Below are 25,029 nucleotides of genomic sequence, written 5' to 3' on the forward strand. Positions count from 1 at the left end.
ATTTACCCTATGCGCACCGTCCGGCCTGCCGCAGACGCGCCGAGCATCCCGAAATCGCGCGCCGCAGAGCCGCTTTGGCACCACAAGCGGTGCCATGCCAACCCGTTTCATCAACGCAAGGAGTCAACATGTCCGCACTCATCTGTGGGTCCATCGCCTACGACACCATCATGGTGTTCCCCGACCGCTTCAAGAACCACATCCTCCCGGACAAGGTGCACATGCTGAATGTGTCCTTCCTGGTCCCGGATATGCGCCGTGAGTTCGGCGGCTGCGCCGGCAACATCGCCTACAACATGAAGCTGCTGGGCGCGGACCCGACCATCATGGCCACCGTGGGCGGCGATTTCGCGCCTTATGGGGACTGGATGGACAAGCACGGCATCTCGCGCACGTTCGTCAAGGAGCTGAAGGACACCTACACCGGTCAGGCCTTCATCACCACTGACCAGGACGACAACCAGATCACCGCATTCCACCCGGGCGCGATGGGCTTCTCGCACCAGCAGAAGGTCACCGACGCCAGCGGCATCAAGGTCGGCATCGTGTCCCCGGACGGCCGTGACGGCATGATCGAGCACGCCCAGCAGTTTGCCGACGCCGGCATCCCGTTCATGTTCGACCCGGGCCAGGGTCTGCCGATGTTCGACGGCGACGATCTCAAGCGCTTCATGGAGAACGCTACCTACGCCGCGTTCAACGACTACGAGGCGCAGCTCACCGCCGATCGCACCGGCCTGAGCCTGGAACAGTTGGCCGAGATGGTCGACGCCATGATCGTCACCCGCGGCGGCGAAGGCTCCGACATCTACACCGGCGGCAAGAAGATCACCATTCCGTCAGTCGAGCCGGCAGCGATCAAGGACCCGACCGGCTGTGGCGACTCCTACCGCGCCGGCATCCTGTTCGGCCTGGAAAAGGGCTATGACTGGGAGACCACCGGTCGCATCGCCTCGCTGATCGGCTCGATCAAGATCGCCCATTCCGGCACTCAGAACCACCACTTCACGCCGGAAGCGTTCGCCGACCAGTTCGAAAAGGCCTTCGGCTACCGCTACTAAGCGACCTCACGCCGCCCCGGGCACCCGCCCGGGAACGCAAAAGGCCCGGCCCGGGCCCCCCTCGGTCCGGGCCTTTTTTGTTGCAATCCTGCAAGAGCCTGCTTGCAGGCGAATGCTCCTGCCCAAGCCGGACTATGGCGGGAGGCATTCGCGGGCAAGCCCGCTCCCACAGCCCTCGCCCACCCAAAACCTGAAGGCGTTCAAGGCATCAGTCGCGCTGGTAGGTGCCCACCAGGCGGTTCATGCCGATCACGTGGGGCTCGGCGCGTTCCAGGAACTGCCCCAGCGTCAGGCCGGGCGGCAGCTGCAGATCGGCGTCCAGCGCCAGCAGCCAGAAAAAGTAGTGGTGTTTGCCGTGACCCTCGGGTGGCATAGGTCCGCCATAGCCGGTACGGCCAAAATCCGTCTGCCCGGTCGCGCCGAGGTCGGTGCCTTCGGGCAGGCCGCCCAGATCCGGCGGCAGGTTGTACAGCACCCAGTGCACGAAACCATAGGTGCCCGGCTGGATTAGTGGGGCATCCGGGTCATGGCAGATCACGGCCAGACCCTTGGTGCCCTGCGGCAGGTCTCGCCACTGCAGGGCCGGCGAGGTGTCCTCGCCTTCGCCGCTATGCCGCTTCGGAATCGGCTGGCCCGGGCCAAAGGCGGAACTCGACAGCTGCAAATCGGATAGCGCAAAACCCATGACTCGCTCCTCGTCGTCTCCAATACCCGCACCGTAACGCGGCGAGGCACCGGCATCCAAGCCGGGGCGCGATCGCCGCCGCTTGCGTGCAGGCGAGCAGATACGGATGATCGCGCCATGCGTGCGAAACTGAAAAAGTGGCTCGGTCGCCGGGATCCTCTGGAGCGTGCGGCCCAGGCGGTCGACCGCGGACGTTCCGGTATCGAAACGGTCCTGGGGCTCCCCCACCGGCTTTCGGTACCCCTGCTCCGCCGCCACTTCGGCGATGCCGCACAACCTTCCGACGAGGCCTTTCGCGAGACCGGATGCGATGGCTACTGGGAACTGCCCGCGCCTGGCCCCGAGTTCGAGGTAAGGCTGCACGGGAACGCCGAAGGCCGCCTGATGCTGGGGACCATTAGCGGACTTGGTCCGTACGCCGGCCTGTTGGTGTTCAGCGAGTGGTCTCCGGATCACCCGTCTGCCGTCTGGCAACTACGCGTGGAGGAGCCGGCCGGCGAGTCCGCCCGAGCGTTGCACGACCACCTGCTGGACCCGGAGCGCGCATAGCAAACCCCTGGAATAAGCATCGACCTCGGCTGCGAACTCGCCGACCGTAAGCTGGGCCATCAGAGGCCCTAGACCTCTGTTCGCCCCTGTGGGAGCCTGCTCGCAGGCGAAGCCCCTGCCAGATCTGGACGCAGGCAAGGGTGCTCGCCTGCAAGCAGGCTCCCACATCCAGACCGCAGGAGGCCGGCGCAGGGTTCAGTGTTTGAAATGCACGAACAGTCGTCCGTGGTTCTTGGAATCCTTCTCCACGCGGTGATAGCGCGCTTTGATTTCCGGCTGATCGAGAAAGCGCAACACGCGCTTCTTCAGCTGCCCGCTGCCCTTGCCGTGGATAATCTCCACGGTCTTGATGCGCTTGTCGCAGGCCAGCTCGATCACACCGTTCAACTCGGCGTCGATCTGACGGCCGTTGCGGAAACACTCGTGCAGGTCAATCGACAAGCGCGACATCGCTGGTCGGTCAGTTCACCGTGACCACGATGCAGCGCGCCAGCTGCTGCACCTTGTGCGACACACTGCCGGACAGCAGCCCCTGAAGACCTCCAAGTCCACGCGAGCCCATCACCACCATATCCACGTCGTGGTACTCGGCCTGCTGCAGGATCACCTTGGCCGGAGAGCCATCTTCGACGTGGTGCTCGATATCGCTTACACCCAGCTCGGTAAAGTACGCCTCAGCCTGTTCGATCAGCTTCTTCGCGATATCCCGCAGCACCTTGGGCGGCACCGACGAACTCACCGCGGCTCCCCCGACCGCCAGCGGCGGATCATCCGGGTCCGGCAGGTCCGACATTTTGCGGATATGCGGCGGGACCTCGCCCTGCAACAGGACGCTGACCAGTACCACCCGGGCGTGATACTTGGACGCCAGATCCGCGGCCACCTCCACCGCTCGCCAGGCGTTGGCGGATCCATCCACCGGCACCAACATGGTCTTCAGTTCCATACCGCACTCCTTGTCTCTTCCCCGTGGGACCCGCTGGCGGCCGGCCCGTTCAATCGCCGTCCAGACTGCCAGACTCGTATCCCGCGCGCACCATTTTTCGCGCCCCTATACTGAGCGGAAAACCGGCATGGAAACCGCGATGACCCGCCTATTCGAAAAGACCTACCTGAAGCCCGGGGCCGCACCCGGCCACGGGGCCCACACCACGGAACATCCGCACGCCGGTGATGCCACCGTCTCCGCCTGGCACTACCATCGCGAGGAGTTGCTAGAGCTCGACCCGCAGCGCACCCTGCGCGAAGGCGTGCCGGATCTCGACGGCGGCTTTGTCTGGCTGCATCTGCAAGGGGCGCCCGGTCCACGCCAGCTGCACGAGCTGGGCGAGGCCTTCGACCTGCACCCACTGGCCCTGGAAGACGTGCGCCACCAGGGCCAGCGCCCCAAGGTCGACTTCTTCGACGAACAACTGGTGGCGATCCTGCGCCAGCCCCGCCACCACAACGGTGGCATCGAGCTCGACCAGATCAACCTGTTCGTGGGTAGCCACCTGGTCATCAGCATCCATAGCGGCGAAACCGACCCCTTCGACCCGGTCCGCGAGCGCATGCGCGGCGCCAATCGCAACTTCAACCGGCTCGGTGCCGCATACCTGGCCTACGCCTTGATGGACAGCGTGATCGACCAGGCCTTCCCGGTACTGGAGCAAATCAGCGAACGCCTGGAGACGCTGGAAGAACGCGTCCTCGAACGGCCCGACCGCCACACCCTCGGCGAAATCCACGTGCTGCGCCGCGAACTCCTGGTTCTGCGTCGCCAACTATGGCCCACGCGCGACGTGGTCGCCCGACTGATGCGCGATGACATGGAGCCCTTCACCCCCGAGCTCTTTCCGTATCTGCGCGACGCCCACGACCATACGATCCAGATCATGGACCTCCTCGAGTCCTACCGCGAGATGGCCGCCTCCCTGATCGAGGCCTACATGTCCGCCATCAACCAGCGTTCCAACGACGTGATGCGCGTGCTGACCATCATCGCCACCATATTCATACCGCTGACCTTCATCGTCGGTATCTACGGCATGAACTTCGACCACCCGGACAGCCCCTGGTCCATGCCCGAGCTCTATACCTACTACGGCTACCCCGTTGTCTGGCTGGTCATGCTCAGCGTCATCGCCGGCATGCTCTACTTCTTCCGCCGTCGCGGCTGGCTATAAGCCCCGACCGCGAGGGAAGCAAACAGGCCGCGTCCAGCGGCACCAGGCGAACCCGCGCAGTCAGTCGTCCTTGAGCTCATCGTGCCAGCCGCGGTCCAGCCCGAATTCGAAGCTGTAGATCCGCAGCCCCTCCGGGAAGGCGGCCTGCATGCGCCGCTCGAACTCCGCGTACACCTCCGCCTTGTGCTGCTGCACGTCCCAGTCCCTGTCGGGGTCGATCCCTTCGACCTCGAGTTCCATCTTCATTTCCATCTCGGGTGTCATCTGCAATCGAATTTTCGGCATGATCTTCGTCCTTATGGTCGGATGCGAAAATAGACCCGGTCTCGGCTAGAGAGACGCTGATTGAATCGCACGTCCGCGCTCGAGTCGCTTTTGCGTGCGAACAAGGCGCGGTGACTGCCGTGCAGTCATTCTGCACAAGGGAACCGCAACGCCGTTCCCACGCCCGTTTTTGATCAACAACGGGCGGCCGAGCCCCTGATACTAATGGCTTGTGGGGTTGGTGCCCCCGATTCTGAATGAATATGGCCCGATCCTGCGTTGCGCCCCGAATCCATCAGAAACGGGCGGGTAGAACCACTACCCGCTGCACGACGCGCCTTGTCTCGGAAAACAGGGGGCACCAACGCGGACGTGCGATTCAATCAGCGTCTCCCTAGAGGACCGGAATGATCAGCAGCGCCATGATGTTGATCACCTTGATCAACGGATTGATCGCAGGCCCGGAGGTGTCCTTGTAGGGATCGCCCACGGTATCGCCGGTCACCGCGGCCTTGTGCGCCTCGGAGCCCTTGCCCCCGTGGTTGTCATCCTCGATGTATTTCTTGGCGTTGTCCCAGGCACCACCGCCCGTGGTCATCGAGATCGCGACGAACAGGCCGGTCACAATGGTGCCGATCAGCAGACCGCCGAGTGCCTCCTTGCCAAGAAACACGCCCACCAGGATCGGTACCAGCACCGGCATCAACGACGGGATGATCATTTCCCGAATCGCCCGCTTGGTCAGCATGTCGACCGCAAGGGTGTAGTCCGGCTTGGCGGTGCGATCCATGATGCCGGGGATCTCGCGGAACTGGCGGCGAACCTCGTTCACGATGCCCGCGGCCGCACGCCCTACAGATTCCATCGTCATGGATGCGAACAGGTAGGGCACCAGTCCGCCGATAAACAAGCCGACAATCACCCGTGGATCACTCAACTCGAACACATGACCGATACCCGTATGGGCGGCCAAACCGTGGGTGTAGTCGGAGAACAGCACCAGCGCCGCGAGGCCCGCAGATCCAATCGCATAGCCCTTGGTGACCGCCTTGGTGGTATTGCCGACCGCATCCAGAGCATCGGTCACCTCTCTCACTTCGGACGGCAGGTCGCTCATCTCGGCGATACCACCGGCGTTATCGGTGACCGGCCCGTACGAATCCATCGCAACGATGATGCCAGTCATCGACAGCATCGCGGTCGCGGCAATGGCAATGCCGTAGAGCCCACCCAGTGCATACGACACCAGGATCGCCACGCAGACCGCCAGTACTGGAGCAGCGGTCGCCTTCATCGAAATCGCCAGGCCCGCAATGATGTTGGTGGCGTGCCCCGTGGTGGAGGCAGCCGCCAAATGCCGTACGGGTCGGTACGAAGTGGAGGTGTAGTAATCCGTGACCATCATAATCACGGCGGTCAGTCCGAGACCGACCAGGGCCGCCCCGAACAACCGCAACGCGGCCCCACTTTCCACGCCCATGCTGCCGGCGAGTGCGTCATCCGGGATGATCAGCATAGTGATCGGCAGGAACGCGATTGCGGCCAGACCACCCGACACCGCCAGCCCCATGTACAGGGCCTTCATGATCTCGCCACCGTGGCGCGCGCGAACAAAGAACGTACCCACGATGGAAGCCAGGATCGCCGCACCCCCGAGCACCAGCGGGTAGACCGCCGCCATCACACCCAGGTCTCGCACCAGCAATGTTCCAAGCATCATCGTTGCGATAATCGTGACGGCGTAGGTCTCGAACAGGTCCGCGGCCATCCCGGCGCAGTCACCCACGTTGTCGCCCACGTTATCCGCGATCACTGCCGGGTTACGCGGGTCGTCCTCGGGGATGCCGGCCTCGACCTTGCCGACGAGGTCAGCACCCACATCCGCGCCCTTGGTAAAAATGCCTCCGCCCACACGCGCGAAGATCGAGATCAGGGAACCGCCAAGCGCAAGCCCCACCAGCGGAAACAGATCGACCGTCTCGCCGCTAGGCGTGAACATCCAAAGAATGGCGAAATAGCCGGCGACGCCCAGCAGCCCTAGGCCCACCACCAGCAGACCGGTCACCGCGCCACTGCGGAACGAGACCTTCATCGCGGGTTCGAGCCCATCCATCGCGGCTGCCGCCGTGCGGACGTTCGCACGCACGGCGACATGCATGCCTATGTAGCCTGCCGCACCGGACAGCACCGCCCCAATCAAGAAACCGATTGCAGAAGCAATACTGATAAAAATCCAGATCAGTAGGAAGACCACCACCCCAACGATTGCGATGGTGATGTACTGGCGCTTCATGTAGGCGGAGGCACCTTCCTGGATGGCCCGCGCGATCCGGCGCATCTCGTCGTTGCCCTCGGACATTCCGAGCACCCAGCGTATGGACCACACGCCGTAGATCAGTGCCAACGCGCCGCATACCAACGCGAACACGATTCCTACCTCTGACATCGTCATTGCTGCCTCCCCTCGTACTGCTACTGGTCGGTGTCGGGGAAGCACGGCGTCACCGACGGCTTGCCCGGGGTCACCGGTTATCCCGGCCACCCAGCCCGAGGACGGCCGTCGTAGAGCGATCGGCATCCCCTTGTGTCTTGTTGTTACCTCTGCTGCCTGCCTTTCTGTTGAGGCTCTCGGTCGGCTCACGCGTCCGCGCGATCGTTTCGCGGCGCGGCGCGGGAAGTTCCCGTTCGGCATTACCCCCTTTGCCACGTACGGCCCCAAAAAAAGCGGCGGGACCTAGCCCGGTCTCCTCACTGCCCGTCGGGGTCCAGAGGGCCGACTTATGCGCAGGAAAGACCCCTACCTGCACCAGCGTCGCCGAGACCAGAGGACCATGCCCAGGCGTATCTCGCGCCCGGAACCGGCACCCAATGGGCATCGAAGCTACTCCCCGCTCCATGGCGAGTCAATACCATATAAACAGTATGTGTTAATGCGCAAATTGCTGTTATTCTTATGTTTTAATTTAATTAACTTTACTGAAACGATACCGCCCTCTCGATCGCCAAAAACCGACTATGTTGGTAACCAGAACGGAACCAAACTGCCAAGAGGTACGGGATGACAACGATCGCAAGGCGCGCGATTTGCGGGCGATGGATTCCAGCAATCGCCTTGGCCGGACTACTCATCGTGTCCGCAGGCGGCTGTGCACCCACGATGACGATGCAGGAAGAACGCGAACTGGGCGACGAACTGGCGCAGGAGTTGAACGAAGACCTGCCAATCGTCGAAACGTCCGCCGTCCATGACTACATCAACCGCCTCGGTCGTTCGATCACGGACGTCGCAGATGATCGCGACGCGATCGATTACACCTTCTATGTGGTTAACGGCCCGGATGTGAACGCCTTTGCGGTGCCGGGTGGACACATCTACGTCTACCGCGGCTTGATCGAGCGTGCGGACGAGATGTCCGAGTTGGCCGGAGTACTGGCGCACGAGGTGGGCCATGTGGTGAAGCGCCACGGCATCGAACAATGGCAGCGCGCCCAGCAGGCGCAAATGGGCCTCGCCGTGGTCTATGGCGTGATCCTCGGGCGCGACCCAGGCGCGGCAGAGCAGGTGGCGGTGCAGGTCGGCGCCGCTGGCGTATTTGCCGGCTACAGCCGCGAAGCCGAGCGCGAAGCGGATGCCGTCGCCATCGGCTACCTGGTGGATGCCGGCATCCACCCCATCGGGCTGGTGTCGTTCTTCGAGACACTGCTGGACCAACGCGACCGAGATCCAAGCCAGGTGGAACAATTCTTCGCCACCCACCCCACCACCCGGGAACGCATCGCGAACACCCGCGACCGAATCGACTCGCTCCCGAACGACACGCTCGAAGGGCTGACCCGCGACACCCAGGAGTTCCAGCAATTTCGCCGCGAGGTCGAGGGCCTGCCCGCCGCCGAATCCGATTAACCATAGAGAGCGCCTTCCAGACGGGTCGCCCGGGTAGCCCCGATCATTCGGGAGTTGCTCGTGGCGGGCAGAGGCGCGCGGCATAATGGCCACGCGGCATCCGGACCGACCCCGAACAAGGCCTCCCCCCTATGAACACCGTAAAAAGCACCTGTTACGAGTGCGATGCCAACTGCGCGATCGACGTGCACCTCGATGCAGGCGGCGAGCCAGTCAGGATCGACGGCCCCGATTGTCCCCGCTGCTACGTGCAACTCGACCGGCGCAATCACCCGGAGCGCCTGTTGTATCCGCTGCGGCGCACCGGGCCGCGCGGCAGCGGCCAATTCGAGCGCATCACCTGGGACGAGGCGCTGGATACCATCGCCGCACGCCTTAGCGCCACCCGCGAGGCACATGGTGCCCCGGCGGCCGCCTTCTTCGCCGGCTACACCAAAGAGGCCCGTCCGCAGCTCCAGCGCCTGGCACATGCCTTCGGCTCGCCCAACTACCTGACCGAGAGCGGCTGTTGTTTCTCCGCCACCAAGGTGGCGGAGGAGGTGACCTTCGGCACCAAGATCAAGACCTCCTCCACAGTGGCCTCGGACGCGACGCGCTGCCTGCTGGTGTGGTCCACAAACCCGCGCGGGTCTATCCCGCCGTTCCATCAGCATGCGCTGGCCGCGGCACGCCCCGGCTGCGCCACCGTGGTGGTGGACCCGCGGGTGACCCCGCTGGCGAAGCAGGCCGAGGTGCACCTGCAGATCCGCCCGGGCACCGACGGGGCGCTGGCGCTGGGCATGCACTACCTGATCTTCGAAAACGGCTGGCAGGACCAGGCCTTCCTCGACGAATGGGGCAGCGGTGTGGAGGCCTTTCGCGACTACGTGGCCGGATTCCCGCCGCAGCGGGTGGCGGCGATCTGCGGCATCGACGCGGCCGACCTGAAGCGCGCCGCCGAGCTCTACGCGACCCGCGCCCCGGCGCAGATCATGCTCTCGCCCACCGCGACCGTGCAGCATTCCAACGGCTTCCAGAATCATCGCGCGGTGATCCTGCTCGCGGCCGTGACCGGCAACATCGACCGCGAGGGCGGCAACCGCTTCTTCAACGACAAGGTCACGCCGAAGCCGATCGACCTGTTCGACCACTGTAGGCAGAATCTGCCGCCGCGCATCGGCGACGAGACCTTCCCGGTATGGACGGCCCACTGGCCGGCCGCGCAGAGCATGCTGTTGCCGGATGCCATCCTCGAAGGCCGCCCACAACCGATCCGCGCGCTGCTGGCCATGGGCATCAACACCGCAATGTGGCCGAACTCGAAGCGCATGGAACAGGCCCTGGGCGCGCTGGATTTCTTCGCCGCATCCGACTTCTTCCACAACCCGGCCACGCGCATGGCCGACATCGTGCTGCCGGCGGCTACTAGCCTGGAACGCGCGGCGCTGATCGCCTACCCCGGCTGCAACTTCCGCGGCGAACTGCGCTACCGCCACACCGCGGTCGCCCCGCGCGGCGAGGCACGCCCGGACGGCGAGATGTTCCTGGATCTGGGCGTGCGCCTCGGGATGGCGGAGCAGTTCTGGAACGGCGATCTGGAGGCGAGCTGGGCCGAGGCCGCCAAGGGCATCCCCGAGACCATTCGCGAACAGGTGTACAACGACCCGGACGGGGTCCCCGTATTCGCGAAGGCGCTGGACGACATGGTCGAGCACGGCTTCGAGGAGGGCGATCGCCAGTACCGGCTGCACGGCTTCCGCACGGTCAGCGGCAAGGTGGAATTCGACGCCGCCGAGCTGCGCGAGGCTGGGCACGACGGTCTGCCGGTCTGGCGTGAACCGGCCGAGAGCCCGGTTTCCACGCCGGAGCTGGCGCGCGACTACCCGCTGGTGCTGACCAGCGGCGCGCGCCACAAGCACGCCACCCACTCGCAGCACCAGCATCTGGAACGCATGCGCCGGACAATGCCGGAGCCGCTGGTGGAACTGAACCCGCAGGACGCCGCGGCGCGCGGCATCGCCGACGGCGACACCGTGGGGGTGCGCTCGCCGCGCGGGCGGGTCGCCTTCGTGGCGAAGGTCACCGACCGCATCAAGCCCGGTGTGGCGCACTGCCAGCACGGCTGGAACCATGCCAACGTTAACGAACTGACCGACGACCGCAACCTCGACCCGATCAGCGGCTTCCCCGCGTTCAAGTCGCTGCTGTGCGAGGTGGAACGCCTGCACACCGGGCACGAGCAACGCCTTCCGGAGGCGGGCTGACCGTGCCCTTCGTTGGTGTTCTGCCCGAGCGCCGGCACCTCTTCCGGCCGCAGCCGCGCCGCGAGGTGGCGGTGTCGGACGCCGCCGCCTGGCGGCTGAATCCCGCGCATCGCCATGTCTACGACAAGCTGCGCCTGGCCCTGGATGCGGGCCTGACCGCCGCGCCCTGCGGGGTCGCGCCCACGGACCTGGGGCTGGACGCGGCGGACACGGTGTTTGTGAAGCCGATCACCAACCTCGCCGGCATGGGGCTGGATGCCCGCGCCCTGCCCGCCGGCGAGGTGCCGGCCGAACCCGGCAGCTTCTGGTGCCAGCGCCTGGAGGGCGCCCACACCACCACCGACTGTCTGGTGGAGAACGGCGAGGTTCGCTGGTTCGCCCACACCCGCGGCTCGGACGAGAAGGACGCCGCACGTCCGATCTACTAGGAGATCGGCGCCGCCGTGCCCGAGGTTGAGCCGTGGATCGCCGACTGGGTGCGGCGCAACCTGACCGGCTACAGCGGCATCTGCAACATCGAGCTGATCGGCGGGCAGCCGATCGAGGCCCACCTGCGCGGCTCCAACGGCTTCTTTGACTTCTACGGCCCGGCGTTCATCCCGGCCTGGGTGGCACTGGCGGACGGCGAACCCTTCACCCCGCCCCTGCCGATCCACGGCGGCTTCGTCATCTCGGTATTCGGCGAGATCGAACTGCGGGACGCCGACTTCCAAGCTGCCGAGGCGGCCGGCGTGCATCTGCAGCCGGACCCGTCCACCCCCGGCCGCGCCGCCATCCTGCGCTGCCAGGATCGGGACGCCGGCTTCGCCCTCTACCGGCACCTAACCGGCCACACACTGTAACCCCTGACTTCAGACCCATAGGGGCACGACAGGGCGATCACGCGGGTGGACCCGTATCCGAACATTTCCTGATGGAATGCGAAATCCGATAGTCTCGCCCCCGGCGAGCAGGCCCCGGGGCTACACGGCACCGGGATACATGACCCGCGCATGGGTTCACCACGAGCATGCCGCCTGCCGCCGAGACGCCCTCGGCTGCGCATGGAATGCGGCCACCCTGACATCGAATGGAGCGAATGACATGAATGGATGCCACCCCTTTCCCCTAATGCGATTTACCCTGGTGCGACTTGCCCTCGCGCTGGCGGCCCTCGCGATGCTTGCGGGCTGCGCCACGCTGGACGTGGACTCGGGTGACCCCGAGCGCCTGGCGGCCGCCGAGCGGTTCTATGTGGAAAAGCTGCCGGCGGATGAACGCGGTATCGAGCACGTGGTCGCGCAGGAGCTGCGAGCGATGAACTACGACGCGACCTCGGGCCCGCGCCGCGACGCGCTGGACAATGTCGATGTGCTGGTGACCTACCAGGACCGCTGGGCGTGGGACATCACGATGTACATGCGCCGGCTCGACATCCAGTTCCGCGACCCGGAGACCCGGGAGGCCTGGGCGACCGGCACGGCCGAGCGCGGCTCGCTGAACCGCAAGCAACCAGGCGAGTTTGCCCGCGAAATCCTGGAACCGATGACCGGCCAGTCGGCGGACTCGAACGCCTCGGATGAGTAGCCGGGCACCGGCCGGATCTGGGTGATGGTCGCGAGCGTAGTGGAAGCCGTGCACGATAGAGCGGCAAAAGGGCCGCTCATCCACATGCATCGCCAATCGATCCCGGGCCCGACAGGACCCTAGCGCCCGCCCAGACGCTCGGCCAGGAAGTCGATCAGGGCGCGGGTCTTGGGCAGGAGGTAGCGGCGACTGGGGTAGACGGCGTGGATGCCGAGCGTGGCGGTTTCCCAGTCCGGCAACAGCGCCTGCAGTGCGCCGGTCTGCAGATGCGGCTGCAGCAGGAACTCCGGCTGGTAGACGATGCCCTGCCCGGCCAGGGCCGCGGCGACGCAGGTCTCGCCGTTGTTGCTGCGCAGCACGGGGCGGGTCGTGACCGCGACCGGCCCGTCCGGGCCCGTGAGGGTCCAGTCGTCGCCGGTCGCGTGGTAGCTGTAGGCGATGGTGGCGTGGTCCGCCAGCTCGCGCGGGTGTGCGGGCAGACCGCTGGCCGCCAGGTAGTCCGGCGCGGCACAGATGCGCATGCGCGTGGTCGCCAGGCGGCGTGCGACCAGGCTGGAGCTGTCGAGCGTGCCGATGCGCACGGCCAGGTCGAAGCCTTCGTCGACCAGATCCACCGAACGGTCGTTCAGGGTGACGTCCAGTTCCACCCGGGGATGCCGCGCCGTGAAGGCGCCCCACAGCGGGGCCAGGTGCTGGATGCCGTAGCTCACCGGGACATTGATCCGCAGCCGACCGCTGACGGCGGTACCGCGCTCGCTGATCTCGCCCTCGGCGGCGGCCAGTTCCTCGAGCAGCAGCTTGCTGCGCCCAAAGAAGGTCTCGCCCTCGCTGGTCAGCGACAGGCGCCGGGTCGTGCGGTGCAGCAGCCGCGCACCCAGCCGTTCCTCCAGGCCATTCACCGCGCGCGAGACGGCCGCCTTGGACAGGCCCAGCGCTTCCGCCGCATGCACGAAGTGCCCGGCCTCGACCACGGCCACGAAGATCTGCATCTGCTGGAAACGATCCATTGTTTCAGTATCCGAAACTATATGTGCCTTTTATAGCCGTTTATTGCTCCTCAGGAAATAGACAGACTCTACCTAACCGGCCAGAACCGCCGGCCTTCGCAAGCCATCCAGGAGAGTCAAAATGAATTCGTCCTTCATGCAGCAGCTGTTTGGCACCAACGCCGGCTGGGCGGCCCTCGCCCTGCGCATCCCGGTCGGGATCATCTTCATGGCGCATGGCGCCCAGAAACTGTTCGGCTGGTTCGGCGGTCACGGTCTGGAAGGGACCGGCCAGTGGATGGCCTCGATCGGGCTGGAGCCCGGCTTTCTGATGGCCCTGCTGGCCGGCGGGGCGGAGTTCTTCGGCGGCCTGGCCCTGATCATCGGCCTGCTGGTGCGCCCGGCGGCGGCCGTGCTGGCCTTCACCATGGTCGTGGCGATCTTCGCCGTACACTTCGAACATGGCCTGTTCATGAGTAACAACGGCTACGAGTTCGCGCTGTCGCTGCTGGCCGTCTCCGTCGCCCTGGCGATCAGCGGCGCCGGCCGGGCCTCGGTCGACAACCGTCTGGCCCGTGCGTACCGCGGCTAGCCGCACTCCCCCATGTCGGGCCATCGGGCTCGGCATGAGTCACTTGATCGGTACCACCCGGGAGGAGGACACCATGATCACCCTGCGCCCCAGTGCCGAACGCGGCCATGCCCGGCACGGCTGGCTGGATTCCCGCCACAGCTTCTCATTTGCCAGTTACTTCGACCCGGAGCACATGGGGGTCTCCGACCTGCGTGTGCTGAACGAGGACCGGGTCGCCCCGGGTGCCGGCTTCGGCGCCCATCCGCATCGGGACATGGAGATCATCACCTGTGTGCTGGACGGGGCCATCGAGCACCGGGACACGATGGATCACCAGACCCGGCTGCACGCCGGCGAGGTCCAGGTGATGAGTGCGGGAACGGGGATCCGGCACAGCGAGTTCAACGCATCAACCACCGATCCGCTGCACTTCCTGCAGATCTGGATCATCCCGGATCACAAGGGTGGCGAACCGCGCTATGCCCAGAAGGATTTTTCGGGCGCCGGCGGGACCGCCCTGCTGGTCTCGCCCGATGGCCGGGACGGCTCCCTGCCCATCCGGCAGGACGCCTGCATCCACAGGCTCCGGCTGGCACACGAGACCACGACGTTTCCGGCGGACCCGGGCCGGGTCTATTACGTACAGATCACCCGGGGCGAACTGGCCCTGAACGGCCAGACTATGGCCGCCGGTGACGGCGCCACGGTCCGTCAAGAACACGGGCTCGAATTCACCACCAACGGCGAGGCCGAGGCCCTGCTGTTCGATCTGCGCGGCGGCTGATGCCGCCCCTGACGAGGAGACACCAATGTCACTGCAGCTTCAGACGATCATCGCCAGCACCCGCCCGGGCCGCATCGGCCCCTCGGTGGGCGACTGGTTTCATACCCTGGCCAGCGAACACGGCGCATTCCAGTGCGAGCGGGTCGATCTGGCGGACTTCCATCTGCCGGTCTATGACGAACCCCAGCATCCGCGCACACAGCAATACGAACACGAACACACCCGGGCCTGGTCGCGCAGCGTCGCGAGCGCCGACGCCTACGTATTCGTGATCCCCGAGTACAACTACTCGGCTCCACCCGCGCTGATCAACGCCCTCGATTACGTCTATACAGAGTGGAATTACAAGCCCTGCGCGTTCGTGAGCTACGGCGGCGCCTCCGGCGGGCTGCGTTCGGCACAGATGGCCCGGCAAATGGTGACGGCGCTCAAGATGATGCCGATCCCGGAGGGCGTGATGATCCAGATGCCCTGGAACCACCTGGACGACAAGCGCCGGTTCGTCCCCGAACCGATGCACGATGACTCCGCTCGGGGCATGCTGGAGGAACTGGCGAAATGGGCCCGCGCCCTCCAGCCCATGCGCGACACGACAACGGAATCCCCCTGATGAGCAACACCCTGGAGACTACCGAACAGCCCTGCACCGCCTCGCCTGCCCCCTGCGCGGCCATCGAGACCGTGCTGCAGCCCCGCGAGCGCGACCTGGGCGGCTTCTCCGTGCGCCGAGTGCTGCCCACCGCACAGCGCCGGATGGTCGGGCCGTGGATCTTTTTCGACCACATGGGCCCGGCGCGCTTCCCCGCGGGCGAGGGGATCAACGTGCGCCCGCACCCCCATATCGGGATCGCGACGGTCACCTACCTGTTCGAGGGCGAGATCCTGCACCGCGATTCACTGGGTTCACTGCAGGCGATTCGGCCCGGGGACCTCAACCTGATGGTCGCCGGACACGGCATCGTCCATTCCGAGCGCGAACGCCCGGAGATCAGCGCCGAGGAACACATCCAGCACGGGCTGCAGCTTTGGCTCGCCCTGCCGGAGCCCGACGAGGAAACCGACCCCGCGTTTCATCACTATCCGGAGCAGTCGATCCCGACCGTCACCGTCGACGGGGTCCCCGTGCGCGTGATGATGGGCAGCGCCTATGGCGTGCAGTCGCCGGTGCGGGTGTTTTCCGAGACGCTCTACCTGGAGGCCCGCCTGCAGCCCGGCCAGACCCTGACCCTGCCCGATGCCGACGAACGCGCGGTCTACGTGGTATCCGGCGAGCTGCGCGCGCAGGACACCGCAATGCCGCCCCACTCGATGACGATCTTCCCGCACCAGTCCGGAATTGCGGTCACCGCCACCACGGCCTCGACCATCGCCCTGGTCGGTGGCGCCCCCGTGGGTGAGCGCCACATCGAATGGAACTTCGTCTCCAGCCGCCGCGAACGCATCGAACAGGCCAAACGGGACTGGCAGGACAGCCGCTTCCCGAAGGTCCTGGGCGACGAGCACGAGTTCATCCCACTGCCCTGAGCGCCAGGGACGGCATCCGCCTCGGGCATGCGCTGCACTCGTAGGCATACGGACCGGGTAGTCAGGCCGGTAGCGGCAGACGGCCCTGATAGAGGAAAGAGCTCAGAGGGAAGTCGTGCAGGGCGCCGTCGAGGGGTTTGAGGAAACGGACGTGGTCGGCGGTGAGCTGGCACAGCCAGGCGTCCTGGCGGGTTGGCCGCAGGCGGGTGAACGGGCGCGGATTGAACAGCGCCAGATTAAGGCCGCCATGCGAATCGCGGGCGGAGGAGTACTCGAACAGGTCGATGCCGCTCTCGCGCAGGGCCGCGCCCAGGGACTGGGGCGCCTGGTAGTCCGCGGGATGGCGCAACGGTTCCGCATGGACGGCGAAAGGCGACTGATGGAGCCGCAGGCCGTTGGGGCTCTGATAGCGCGCAGCGAACAGGGTGTGCTGGGTATCGAGCTTACCCGGCGGCGGGCTCGCCATACCATGCCAGAACACGAAGCGGTAGTAGGCGGCCTCGGCCAGGACGGTACGCTCGCGCAGGGCACCGTAGAACAGACTGGGCTCGTGGCGACGGCCGAAGCGCGAGCCATAACGCAGCGGCGGATAGCGAAACGGGGTCGCCAACAGGTAATGCAGCCGTTCGGTGCCCGGACGTCGGGACGGCTTCGTGGCCTCGAGCATTTCCTCCAGTACGACCTGTCGGTCAAGCGTGGCCACCAGCTGGTTGGTCGCCACCTGCTCCTGGCTCTCGACCAGGCGCAGGGCCTCACCTCTCAGGGTAACGCGCGGCGCCGCACGGACCAGGGCCTCCCAGTCTGGCAAATCAGGCATCTTTCATAGCTTTCCGCGGATCGCGTCGAGATACTCGAGCACCGCCACCAGCCCCTGGACCGTGCGCACCTGCTCGGCTGGCACACCCCCGGTATGGTCGTTCTGCGTGTGCATCCAGTGCTTCATCGCGGCAGCATCCCCGCCGGTCAGGACATACAGGGCGCGATAGCAACGGATCAGAAGCAGAGCCAGCTCGCCGGGTTTGCTGGCCGGATCGATGTTGCCACGGCTGATGTCCGTGCGGCCACGACCGATCACCTCGCCCAGGACCGCCTGGGTCAAACCCAACGCCTTGCCGGCATTGACCAGCGCCTCGCGCAGAACATCGGCACGTTCCGGGGCCAGGACTTCTGCAGTACTACTCATGGCTCACCTCCGGAAAAGCTCACTTTCGAACAGTCTATCACTGATTGTGCATATTGCACATCAATACCTGGGGCTGTTCTGGTTGCACCCCAACCGATGAACGGACGTCCATCCAGCCAGATCACCGCGGCCGCATGCTGCAATGCTACGATCAGCGCAATGGATTCACGCTGCCCGGTCGGGCCACCAACGGAGAGGAATCGATGCTGATCTCGCTGCTTTTGATGATTGCGCTGCTACTCATCGCGGGCGCCCTGCTGATCTGGCAGGCGAGCATCATCTTCAGCCTGGACATCAATGGCGGGAAGCTGCGAGTACGGCGCGGCGATCCACCAATGAACTTTGAACATGCGGCGCGGGATGTCGTCCGCCGCTACGGCATCGAGAAAGGCCGTCTAACGGCTACGCGCACCAGCAAAGGCCTGAAGCTGCGCACCTCGCCCTCCGTCCCGAAGGAGGCGCACGCGGAGTTGCAGACTGCACTTCAGCGCGTGAAGGTGGGCCGCAAACGGCGCAAGAAACGCCGGTGACCCGGCCCCGCCTCGCAACACCCTTGACCGCCGCCCTCGGCGCGGACAATGCCCGCCACTGCGACACCTGGTACGTCTATCTACTGGAGTGCCAGGGCGGGCGCATCTACACCGGGATCACACCCCATCTGGCGGCACGCATGGCCGCCCACGCCGCCGGGCGAGGCGCACGTTTCACCCGCATGCACAAGCCGGTGCAACTACTGGCGTCTCGCGGCTTTGCCTCTCGCAACGAGGCCCTGCGGGAGGAATACCGAATTAAACAAACGCCACCGCGTACCAAACGCACGCTGGCTCGCCAATGGGCCGCCGAGAACATGATCGACTGGCGTCCGGACCGATCCTGATCAACGACTCTCCTACAGCCATCAGTGGTGGTGCCCGCCGTGCCCGTGATGGTCGCCATGATGGCCGCCACCCGAATGCCCGTCGGCATCACCGTGATAGCCCCGGGCGTGCCGGTAGCGGGCCTTCTGTTCCTCGTTGAGCAGCTCGTCCATCTGCAAGTGGTAGGACAGGTGCAGATGACGCAAGCGGCCCTGTAACTCGCCAATCTCGACGGTCAATGCCTCAATGACATCGCTGGTGATGCCGCCTTCGGCAAAGCGCTCGTCCAACTCCCGCTCACGATCCACGATACGTTGCCCGAGCTCGCGGGCCTGCCTGCTCGCGCATGGTCTCGAACAGTTCTTCGGTCTCTTGCCGCTGTTCATCCGAAAGGCCCAGCTGCTCGGCGACCTCCAGCACGTGCAGCGGTCCCGGGTAACCATGCAACTCAGCCGGTAAGGCCATACCCATGCCGCGCCCTTTCAGAAGATCCTCGGTTTCCTGCGCGGACAGTGCCTTGATCTCGCGCTCCTGCAGCTCCGCATAGGGGTTGGCCGCGACTGCCCCGGCACACGTGAACGCGAGAGCAACACCGGCGAAACAAGAAAAAACGACTGCACGCTGCATCTCGGGAACCTCAGTAGGAAAGTGACGCCCGCATTGTAGGCGGGCCCAGCTGAGAGCACATACAAACCGGCTGGGTCCGCACATGGGAGCGATGTCGATCCAAACGCACCGTCGCTGGAAAACCCATCCCCCCAAATCGCGATCGGACGTCTAGACTCCGGGACGATATCCACAACAATAAAAGGACGCGTCATGCTGATTATCGGATTGATTGTGGTCGTGGCCGCGCTGGTTTTCGCCACTGCAAAACTGCGCGTGCATCCATTCCTGGCCCTGCTAATCGCCGCGTTCGTGATGGCCATCATTGGTGGCATCGCCCCGCGCGAGGCCATCAGCGCCATCAACGATGGCTTCGGCAACACCCTCGGCTACATCGGTATCGTGATCGCCCTGGGCACGATCATCGGGGTCATCCTGGATCGCACGGGCGCCGCCGTGGTGATGGCCGAGGCTATCATCCGGGCGCTATCCGATCGCTTCCCCAACCTGACGGTCTCGATCATCGGCTACATCGTGTCCATCCCCGTATTCTGCGACTCGGGCTATGTGATCCTGAACTCGCTGAAGAATGCTCTGGCCAAGACCGCCGGCATCTCGGTGGTCGCCATGAGTGTGGCTTTGGCGACCGGGCTCTTCGCCACCCACAACTTCGTGCCGCCCACCCCCGGCCCAATCGCAGCGGCCAGCAATGTCGGCATCGCCGATGCCCTGGGTCTGGTGATCCTGGTCGGTCTGTTCGTCTCGGCCGTGGCGGCTGCCGTGGGCTGGCTGTGGGCCAGTCGCTACACCCACGCCAATGACGATGAACTCCTGGAACAGGACCCGATTAGCGAGGCCACCGGCCAGGAGATCCAGAAGGAAGAGATCAAACTGGAGCACCGGCCGACCACCCTCGGGGCCTTCATGCCCATCCTCGCCCCCATCGTGCTGATCTCAATTGGCTCTATTGCTTCGCTTGCGACCCGCGAAACCGAACCCGGGTTGTTCGCCGACGTGCTGATTTTCCTCGGCACCCCCGTGGTGGCCCTGGCAGTCGGTGTGATCTTCGCACTGCTGCTGATCAAAGGGGCCGGCATCAAGGACCGCTTCCACCAGATGACGGTCGACGCGATCCTACTGGCCGCTCCGATCATCCTGATCACCGGCGCTGGCGGGGCCTTCGGCAACGTGTTGAGCGAGACCCCGATCGGTGACCAGCTCGGCGACATGCTGAGCGGTCTGGGCCTGGGTCTGCTAGTGCCGTTCCTGATCGCGGCCGCACTCAAGTCCGCGCAGGGTTCCTCCACCGTGGCCCTGGTGACCGCGTCCAGCATGATTGCGCCGATGCTGGCGTCGCTGGGTCTGGACTCCACCATGGGCATGGTCCTGGCCGTGATGGCGGTGGGTGCCGGTGCGATGACCGTCTCGCACGCGAATGACAGCTTCTTCTGGGTGGTTACCCAATTCAGCCGCATGAAGGTGTCGACCGCGTACAAGGCCTTCACCACGGCCACCCTGCTGCAGGGCATCAGCGCCATGATCACCATCTACATCCTGGGGTTGATCTTTGTCTGACACCCTCCGGGTCGTCGTTTGCCCGGACAGCTACAAGGGAAGCCTGGAGGCCGAGGAGGTGGCAGCCGCGATGGCCCGTGGTATCCACGCGGCTCGGCCCGATGCCCGGGTGCGCTCGCTGCCGATGGCCGATGGCGGTGAAGGCACCGCGCGGCTAGTCAGTCACACCCTGGGCTGGGCCTGGCATCTGTCGGACGTGACCGGCCCCTCTGGCGCGCACCTGAGCGCCGGCTGGGGCTGCGATCACCGCGATCGCCGCGCGGTGATTGATGTCGCCTCCGCCTGCGGCCTGGACCGTATACCCGAGGACCGGCACGACCCCTGGCAACTCCACACCGTGGGGGTTGGCGAACTGATCCAGGCGGCCCTGGACGCCGGTGCAGGACATCTACTGATTGGCCTCGGCGGCAGCGGCACGGTGGATGGCGGCGCGGGCCTGCTCGCTGCCCTGGGCGTACGCTTCCTGGATGCCGATGACCACCCGCTTCCGCCTCATCCGGCAGGGCTAGTAGCACTGGACCGGGTGGACTTCGAGGGTCTCGACCCGCGCCTGGCAGAGGTCGACATCACCGTGTTGAACGACGTGGACAACCCTCTAACCGGGCCGCATGGCGCAGCGGCCGTGTTCGGGCCCCAAAAGGGCCTCAAGGCCGAGGACATCCCGGCGATGGATGCCTACATGGAACGCCTCGCCGGGGCCATCGAGGCCGCCGGACATCTTCTCCGTCCAATCGACACGCCAGGTGCCGGGGCGGCCGGTGGCCTCGGGTTCGCGCTGGACTGCGTACTCGACGGCCGTGCGCGCATGGGCGCGGCCTACCTGGCCGACCTGATCGGACTGGACGCGGCCATCCGCGAGGCGGACCTGGTGATTACCGGTGAAGGCCAGCTGGACGGTCAGACCTCGCATGGCAAGGTGGTCGCCGAGGTCGTCGCCCACGCCCGAGCGCTGCAGGTGCCAGTGGTGGCCGTGGCCGGTTCCATCGCCTGCGATGAAACCGAGATGGCCGCCTTTGGCCTGCGCGACGCGCGAGCCCTGTGCGACGGCAGCATCACCCTGGAAGACGCTCTGGCCCGCCCTGCGCACTTTGTTGCCGAACGCACTCGCGCCCTGATCCAGGCCTTTACGGACAGGGCCGACTAAGTACCCAACCCCCACGATCAGGCGGAACATGTGAGCGTGTCACCGGTCCGACTGCCTGCACGGACCCACCCCACATGGAGAGACCCCAATGACCCAACAGGATGACGCCCTTTTCCGCCCCTTCACCCTGGGCCCGCTGGAGTTACCGAACCGGGTATTGATGTCCCCGTTGACCCGCTCGCGCGCCGCGCAACCGGGTGACATCCCCACCGACCTGAACGCGGAGTATTACGCCCAGCGGGCAGGTGCTGGCCTGATCATCGGCGAGGCCACCCAAGTCTCGCCGCAGGGCAAGGGTTATGCGTTCACTCCGGGCATCCACTCGCCCGAACAGGTGGATGGCTGGCGCAAGGTCACCGACGCAGTACATGCTGCGGGCGGGCGGATTCAGGCACAGCTGTGGCACGTCGGCCGGATCTCGCGCCCGGAGCTGCAGCCGGGCGGTGCAAAACCCGTAGCTCCCTCCGCCATCCAGCCCGAAGGCGCCTATACCTTTATCAGCGCGGAATCCGGCATGGTCGAGGTCCAAGAACCGCGCGCATTGGAGCTCGACGAGCTACCCGGTATCGTGGAGCAGTACCGCCAGGGCGCACAGAACGCGAAGGCCGCCGGCTTCGACGGCGTGCAGATCCACGCGGCCAACGGCTACCTGCTGGACCAATTCCTCCGTAGCGGCAGCAACCACCGCAGCGATGCCTACGGCGGCCCGGTGGAAAACCGCATCCGTCTCCCACTGGAGGTGGTCCAAGCCGTGATCGAGGTCTGGGGCCCGGAGCGGGTCGGCATCCGCGTAAGCCCCACCGGCAGCTTCAACGGCATGCACGACGACGACCCACTCGCGACATATAGCGCCTTCGCCCAGGCCCTGGACGCCACCGGCATCGCCTACATCGAGGTGGTAGAAGACTCCTTCCAGGGCAACCACGAGACGGGCCGCCCGGAATCCATCATCGACGCGATCCGCTCGCGCTTCAGCCGCACCTACATCGGCAACGGCGCCTATACCGCCGACGAGGCCTGCCAGCGCATCGCAGCCGGGCGCTGCGACCTGGTCACCTTCGGCCGCCCGTTCATCGCCAACCCGGACCTGCCCGAACGCTTCCGCCAGGGCGCCGCGCTCAACGTATGGGACGAGTCCACCTTCTACGGCGGCGACCAGCACGGCTACACCGACTACCCCACGCTAAGCTAATCGACGGGCCCCGAACCAACCTGCGCGCCCCCTTCAGTGGCCCATTTTCGATGGCCTCATCGTGGAGCAACCCGCGGACTGCCGCCACAGTCGGAAGAAGAGCGGCTGCTCGTCACAATGGTAAGGGTCGGCCACCGCCGCGAGGTCGATCGCTGAACCGCTGTTGTCAGACTTCGACGTCGGCCAGGTGGCCCTTGCCTTCGAGCCAGGCGCGGCGTTCGGAGGCGCGTTTCTTGCCGAGCAGCATGTCCATCAGCTGGAGGGTGTCGTCACTGGCATCCAGCGTGAGCTGTACCAGCCGCCGCGTGTCCGGATTCATAGTGGTCTCGCGCAGTTGCAGTGGGTTCATCTCGCCCAGACCCTTGAAACGGGTCACGGAGACCTTGCCCTTCAACTTCTCCGCCTCGATGCGTTCCAGTACGCCGGCCTTCTCGTCGTCGTCCAGGGCGTAGAAGGTCTGCTTGCCGACATCGACGCGATACAGCGGCGGCATGGCGATGTAGACATGCCCGCGCTCCACCAGCGGGCGGAAGTGCTTGAGGAACAGTGCACACAGCAACGTGGCGATATGGGCGCCGTCGGAGTCGGCATCCGCCAGGATGCAGACCTTGCCGTAGCGCAGTCCGTCCAGGCTGGCCTGCCCCGGGTCCACGCCCAGCGCCACGGAGATGTCGTGGATCTCCTGCGAGCCTAGCACCTGGTCGGGATCGACCTCCCAAGAGTTCAGGATCTTGCCGCGCAGCGGCATGATCGCCTGAAAGTCGCGGTCGCGCGCCTGCTTGGCGGAGCCGCCGGCCGAGTCACCCTCGACCAGGAACAGCTCGGTGCGTTCCAGATCCTGGCTGGCACAATCCGCCAGCTTGCCCGGCAGGGTCGGGCCCTGGGTGACCTTCTTGCGCACCACCTTGCGCCCGGCGCGGCTGCGCTTTTGCGCGTTTTGGATCGCCAGTTCGGCGATGCGTTCACCCTGTTGCGGGTGCTGGTTCAGCCAAAGGCTGAAGGCGTCCTTGACCACGCCGGAGACAAATGGCGCGGCCTGGCGCGAGGACAGGCGCTCCTTGGTCTGCCCGGCAAACTGCGGGTCCTGCATCTTGAACGACAGCACGCTGGCGACCCGCTCCCAGACATCCTCCGGCGCCAGCTTGATCCCACGCGGGAGCAGGCTGCGAAACTCGCAGAACTCGCGCACCGCATCGGTGAGACCGGTGCGCAGGCCGTTCACGTGCGTTCCACCCTGAGTGGTGGGAATCAGGTTCACGTAGCTCTCGCTGACGACCTCGCCGCCCTCCGGCAGCCAGGTCACGGCCCAGTCGGCAGCCTCGGTGGCCCCGGAGATCGACCCCATGAACGGCTCCTCCGGGACGCGCTCCAGGCCGTCCAGTGCCTCCACCAGGTAGTCGCGAAGCCCCGCCTGGTAGCACCATTCGCAGGCCTCGCCGGTGGTCTCGTCGCGGAAGGTGACGGTCAGGCCCGGGCACAGCACGGCCTTGGCGCGCAGGATGTGCTTGAGTTTTGGCACCGAAAACCGGGATGAATCGAAGTACTGCGGGTCGGGCCAGAAGTGCAGCGTGGTCCCGGTATTGCGCTTGCCGACCTCGCCGACGACCTCCAGATCCTGCGTCTTGTGCCCACCCGCAAAGGCCATGTGGTATTCGCGCCCGTCGCGCTTGATCTGGATCTCGAGCTTTTGCGACAGGGCGTTGACCACCGACACGCCCACCCCGTGCAGGCCGCCGGAGAACTGGTAGTTCTTGTCCGAAAACTTCCCGCCCGCATGCAACGTGGAGAGGATCACCTCGACACCGGGCCGCTTCTCGCGAGGGTGCAGGTCCACTGGCATGCCACGCCCGTCATCCGACACGGACACTGAGTCGTCCTTGTGCAGGATCACGTCGATGCGCTTGGCATGGCCACTGATCGCTTCGTCCACCGAGTTGTCGATCACCTCTTGGGCCAGGTGATTCGGACGGGTGGTGTCGGTGTACATGCCCGGGCGCTTGCGCACGGGGTCCAGCCCCTCAAGGACCTCGATATCGGATGCGGAATAGCTCACGTAGGGTTCCTTTATTGATCGCGCCTATTGGCGGCACGGCCTGCTCAACATCCCCCGTCATTGCGAGGAGCGAAGCGACGAAGCAATCTCCCCAGACTGCCCGCTCGTCGGACT

At 65.5% G+C, this 25,029-nt stretch carries 24 protein-coding genes and 2 pseudogenes; 16 read left to right on the top strand and 10 right to left on the bottom strand.

The annotated features are described in order from the left end of the window. Nucleotides 1–128: 128 nt before the first annotated feature. Nucleotides 129–1,061, top strand: coding sequence for a carbohydrate kinase family protein (locus D002_RS0102640; protein ID WP_018140358.1), 933 nt, complete (start codon nucleotides 129–131; stop codon nucleotides 1,059–1,061). A gap of 208 nt (nucleotides 1,062–1,269) precedes the next feature. On the opposite strand, the gene D002_RS0102645 is transcribed toward D002_RS0102640, so the two are convergent. Further along, nucleotides 1,270–1,746 carry a YbhB/YbcL family Raf kinase inhibitor-like protein gene (locus tag D002_RS0102645; protein ID WP_018140359.1) on the bottom strand — a complete coding sequence of 159 codons (477 nt, stop codon included), beginning with the start codon at nucleotides 1,744–1,746 and terminating at the stop codon, nucleotides 1,270–1,272. Nucleotides 1,747–1,863: 117 nt separating this feature from the next. Between D002_RS0102645 and D002_RS0102650 the strand changes: the two genes are divergently transcribed. Continuing rightward, the gene (locus D002_RS0102650; RefSeq protein WP_018140360.1) at nucleotides 1,864–2,295 is read left to right on the top strand and encodes a hypothetical protein; all 432 of its coding nucleotides are present in this window, start codon (nucleotides 1,864–1,866) and stop codon (nucleotides 2,293–2,295) included. A gap of 195 nt (nucleotides 2,296–2,490) precedes the next feature. Here the strand turns inward: D002_RS0102650 and D002_RS0102655 are convergent, their stop codons facing one another. Beyond that, nucleotides 2,491–2,745, bottom strand: a complete 255-nt coding sequence (locus D002_RS0102655) for a Smr/MutS family protein (RefSeq protein ID WP_018140361.1) — start codon at nucleotides 2,743–2,745, stop codon at nucleotides 2,491–2,493. A 10-nt stretch (nucleotides 2,746–2,755) separates the two neighbouring features. Beyond that, nucleotides 2,756–3,241, bottom strand: coding sequence for a universal stress protein (locus D002_RS0102660; RefSeq protein WP_018140362.1), 486 nt, complete (start codon nucleotides 3,239–3,241; stop codon nucleotides 2,756–2,758). Nucleotides 3,242–3,380: 139 nt separating this feature from the next. On the opposite strand from D002_RS0102660, the gene corA reads away from it, so the two are divergent. Further along, entirely contained in the window at nucleotides 3,381–4,460 is a 1,080-nt protein-coding gene (gene corA, locus D002_RS0102665; RefSeq protein WP_026181467.1) for a magnesium/cobalt transporter CorA, read from the top strand. A gap of 60 nt (nucleotides 4,461–4,520) precedes the next feature. On the opposite strand, the gene D002_RS0102670 is transcribed toward corA, so the two are convergent. Next, entirely contained in the window at nucleotides 4,521–4,745 is a 225-nt protein-coding gene (locus D002_RS0102670) for a hypothetical protein (RefSeq protein ID WP_018140364.1), read from the bottom strand. A gap of 373 nt (nucleotides 4,746–5,118) precedes the next feature. After that, nucleotides 5,119–7,176, bottom strand: a complete 2,058-nt coding sequence (locus D002_RS0102675; protein WP_018140365.1) for a sodium-translocating pyrophosphatase — start codon at nucleotides 7,174–7,176, stop codon at nucleotides 5,119–5,121. 711 nt (nucleotides 7,177–7,887) lie between these two features. Between D002_RS0102675 and D002_RS0102680 the strand changes: the two genes are divergently transcribed. From D002_RS0102680 to D002_RS0102695, 4 genes and pseudogenes are all read left to right on the top strand, one after another. Further along, a complete protein-coding gene (locus D002_RS0102680; protein WP_018140366.1) occupies nucleotides 7,888–8,628 on the top strand; it encodes a M48 family metallopeptidase in 741 nt (246 codons plus the stop codon). Nucleotides 8,629–8,759: 131 nt separating this feature from the next. Further along, entirely contained in the window at nucleotides 8,760–10,871 is a 2,112-nt protein-coding gene (locus tag D002_RS0102685) for a molybdopterin-dependent oxidoreductase (RefSeq protein ID WP_018140367.1), read from the top strand. Between the two features lie 2 nt (nucleotides 10,872–10,873). Beyond that, nucleotides 10,874–11,713: pseudogene (locus D002_RS13010) on the top strand (hypothetical protein). Between the two features lie 283 nt (nucleotides 11,714–11,996). After that, the gene (locus D002_RS0102695; RefSeq protein WP_231362909.1) at nucleotides 11,997–12,437 is read left to right on the top strand and encodes a hypothetical protein; all 441 of its coding nucleotides are present in this window, start codon (nucleotides 11,997–11,999) and stop codon (nucleotides 12,435–12,437) included. 119 nt (nucleotides 12,438–12,556) lie between these two features. Here the strand turns inward: D002_RS0102695 and D002_RS0102700 are convergent, their stop codons facing one another. Then, a complete protein-coding gene (locus D002_RS0102700; protein WP_018140371.1) occupies nucleotides 12,557–13,444 on the bottom strand; it encodes a LysR family transcriptional regulator in 888 nt (295 codons plus the stop codon). 121 nt (nucleotides 13,445–13,565) lie between these two features. Here D002_RS0102700 and D002_RS0102705 point away from each other — a divergent pair, with 121 nt between their 5' ends. The 4 genes from D002_RS0102705 to D002_RS0102720 all read left to right on the top strand — a co-directional run bounded on the left by D002_RS0102705 (nucleotide 13,566) and on the right by D002_RS0102720 (nucleotide 16,305). After that, nucleotides 13,566–14,015, top strand: coding sequence for a DoxX family protein (locus tag D002_RS0102705; RefSeq protein ID WP_018140372.1), 450 nt, complete (start codon nucleotides 13,566–13,568; stop codon nucleotides 14,013–14,015). A gap of 73 nt (nucleotides 14,016–14,088) precedes the next feature. Beyond that, nucleotides 14,089–14,781 (top strand): pirin family protein, encoded by a 693-nt coding sequence (locus tag D002_RS0102710; RefSeq protein WP_026181469.1) that lies wholly within the window; start codon nucleotides 14,089–14,091, stop codon nucleotides 14,779–14,781. A gap of 25 nt (nucleotides 14,782–14,806) precedes the next feature. Then, nucleotides 14,807–15,391 carry an NADPH-dependent FMN reductase gene (locus D002_RS0102715; protein ID WP_018140374.1) on the top strand — a complete coding sequence of 195 codons (585 nt, stop codon included), beginning with the start codon at nucleotides 14,807–14,809 and terminating at the stop codon, nucleotides 15,389–15,391. Then, nucleotides 15,391–16,305: a pirin family protein gene (locus D002_RS0102720; protein WP_018140375.1), complete on the top strand. Its 915-nt coding sequence runs from the start codon at nucleotides 15,391–15,393 to the stop codon at nucleotides 16,303–16,305. The genes D002_RS0102715 and D002_RS0102720 overlap by 1 nt, the downstream gene beginning before the upstream one ends. Nucleotides 16,306–16,366: 61 nt before the next feature. Here D002_RS0102720 and D002_RS0102725 read toward each other — a convergent pair whose 3' ends face one another. Beyond that, nucleotides 16,367–17,113, bottom strand: coding sequence for an RES family NAD+ phosphorylase (locus D002_RS0102725; RefSeq protein WP_026181470.1), 747 nt, complete (start codon nucleotides 17,111–17,113; stop codon nucleotides 16,367–16,369). A 12-nt stretch (nucleotides 17,114–17,125) separates the two neighbouring features. After that, nucleotides 17,126–17,488 carry an MbcA/ParS/Xre antitoxin family protein gene (locus tag D002_RS0102730; protein ID WP_018140377.1) on the bottom strand — a complete coding sequence of 121 codons (363 nt, stop codon included), beginning with the start codon at nucleotides 17,486–17,488 and terminating at the stop codon, nucleotides 17,126–17,128. A 203-nt stretch (nucleotides 17,489–17,691) separates the two neighbouring features. Between D002_RS0102730 and D002_RS0102735 the strand changes: the two genes are divergently transcribed. Together D002_RS0102735 and D002_RS0102740 are read left to right on the top strand one after the other, a co-directional pair. Next, nucleotides 17,692–18,018 carry a DUF3634 family protein gene (locus tag D002_RS0102735; RefSeq protein ID WP_026181471.1) on the top strand — a complete coding sequence of 109 codons (327 nt, stop codon included), beginning with the start codon at nucleotides 17,692–17,694 and terminating at the stop codon, nucleotides 18,016–18,018. 23 nt (nucleotides 18,019–18,041) lie between these two features. Then, the gene (locus D002_RS0102740) at nucleotides 18,042–18,365 is read left to right on the top strand and encodes a GIY-YIG nuclease family protein (protein WP_018140379.1); all 324 of its coding nucleotides are present in this window, start codon (nucleotides 18,042–18,044) and stop codon (nucleotides 18,363–18,365) included. 21 nt (nucleotides 18,366–18,386) lie between these two features. Here the strand turns inward: D002_RS0102740 and D002_RS13015 are convergent. Next, nucleotides 18,387–18,972, bottom strand: a pseudogene (locus D002_RS13015) (Spy/CpxP family protein refolding chaperone). Between the two features lie 192 nt (nucleotides 18,973–19,164). Between D002_RS13015 and D002_RS0102750 the strand changes: the two are divergent. The 3 genes from D002_RS0102750 to D002_RS0102760 all read left to right on the top strand — a co-directional run bounded on the left by D002_RS0102750 (nucleotide 19,165) and on the right by D002_RS0102760 (nucleotide 22,862). Then, nucleotides 19,165–20,526, top strand: coding sequence for a GntP family permease (locus D002_RS0102750; protein WP_018140382.1), 1,362 nt, complete (start codon nucleotides 19,165–19,167; stop codon nucleotides 20,524–20,526). Then, complete coding sequence (locus D002_RS0102755) at nucleotides 20,519–21,670, top strand: glycerate kinase (protein WP_081610802.1); 1,152 nt, start codon at nucleotides 20,519–20,521, stop codon at nucleotides 21,668–21,670. The genes D002_RS0102750 and D002_RS0102755 overlap by 8 nt, the downstream gene beginning before the upstream one ends. Before the next feature lie 88 nt (nucleotides 21,671–21,758). After that, on the top strand, nucleotides 21,759–22,862 hold the full coding sequence (locus tag D002_RS0102760) for an alkene reductase (protein WP_018140384.1): 1,104 nt from the start codon (nucleotides 21,759–21,761) through the stop codon (nucleotides 22,860–22,862). Nucleotides 22,863–23,028: 166 nt separating this feature from the next. On the opposite strand, the gene parE is transcribed toward D002_RS0102760, so the two are convergent. Continuing rightward, nucleotides 23,029–24,915, bottom strand: coding sequence for a DNA topoisomerase IV subunit B (gene parE / locus D002_RS0102765; RefSeq protein ID WP_018140385.1), 1,887 nt, complete (start codon nucleotides 24,913–24,915; stop codon nucleotides 23,029–23,031). Nucleotides 24,916–25,029 lie beyond the last annotated feature (114 nt).

The sequence above is a fragment of the Thioalkalivibrio sp. ALJ7 genome, assembly GCF_000376865.1.
Lineage (GTDB): Bacteria > Pseudomonadota > Gammaproteobacteria > Ectothiorhodospirales > Ectothiorhodospiraceae > Thioalkalivibrio.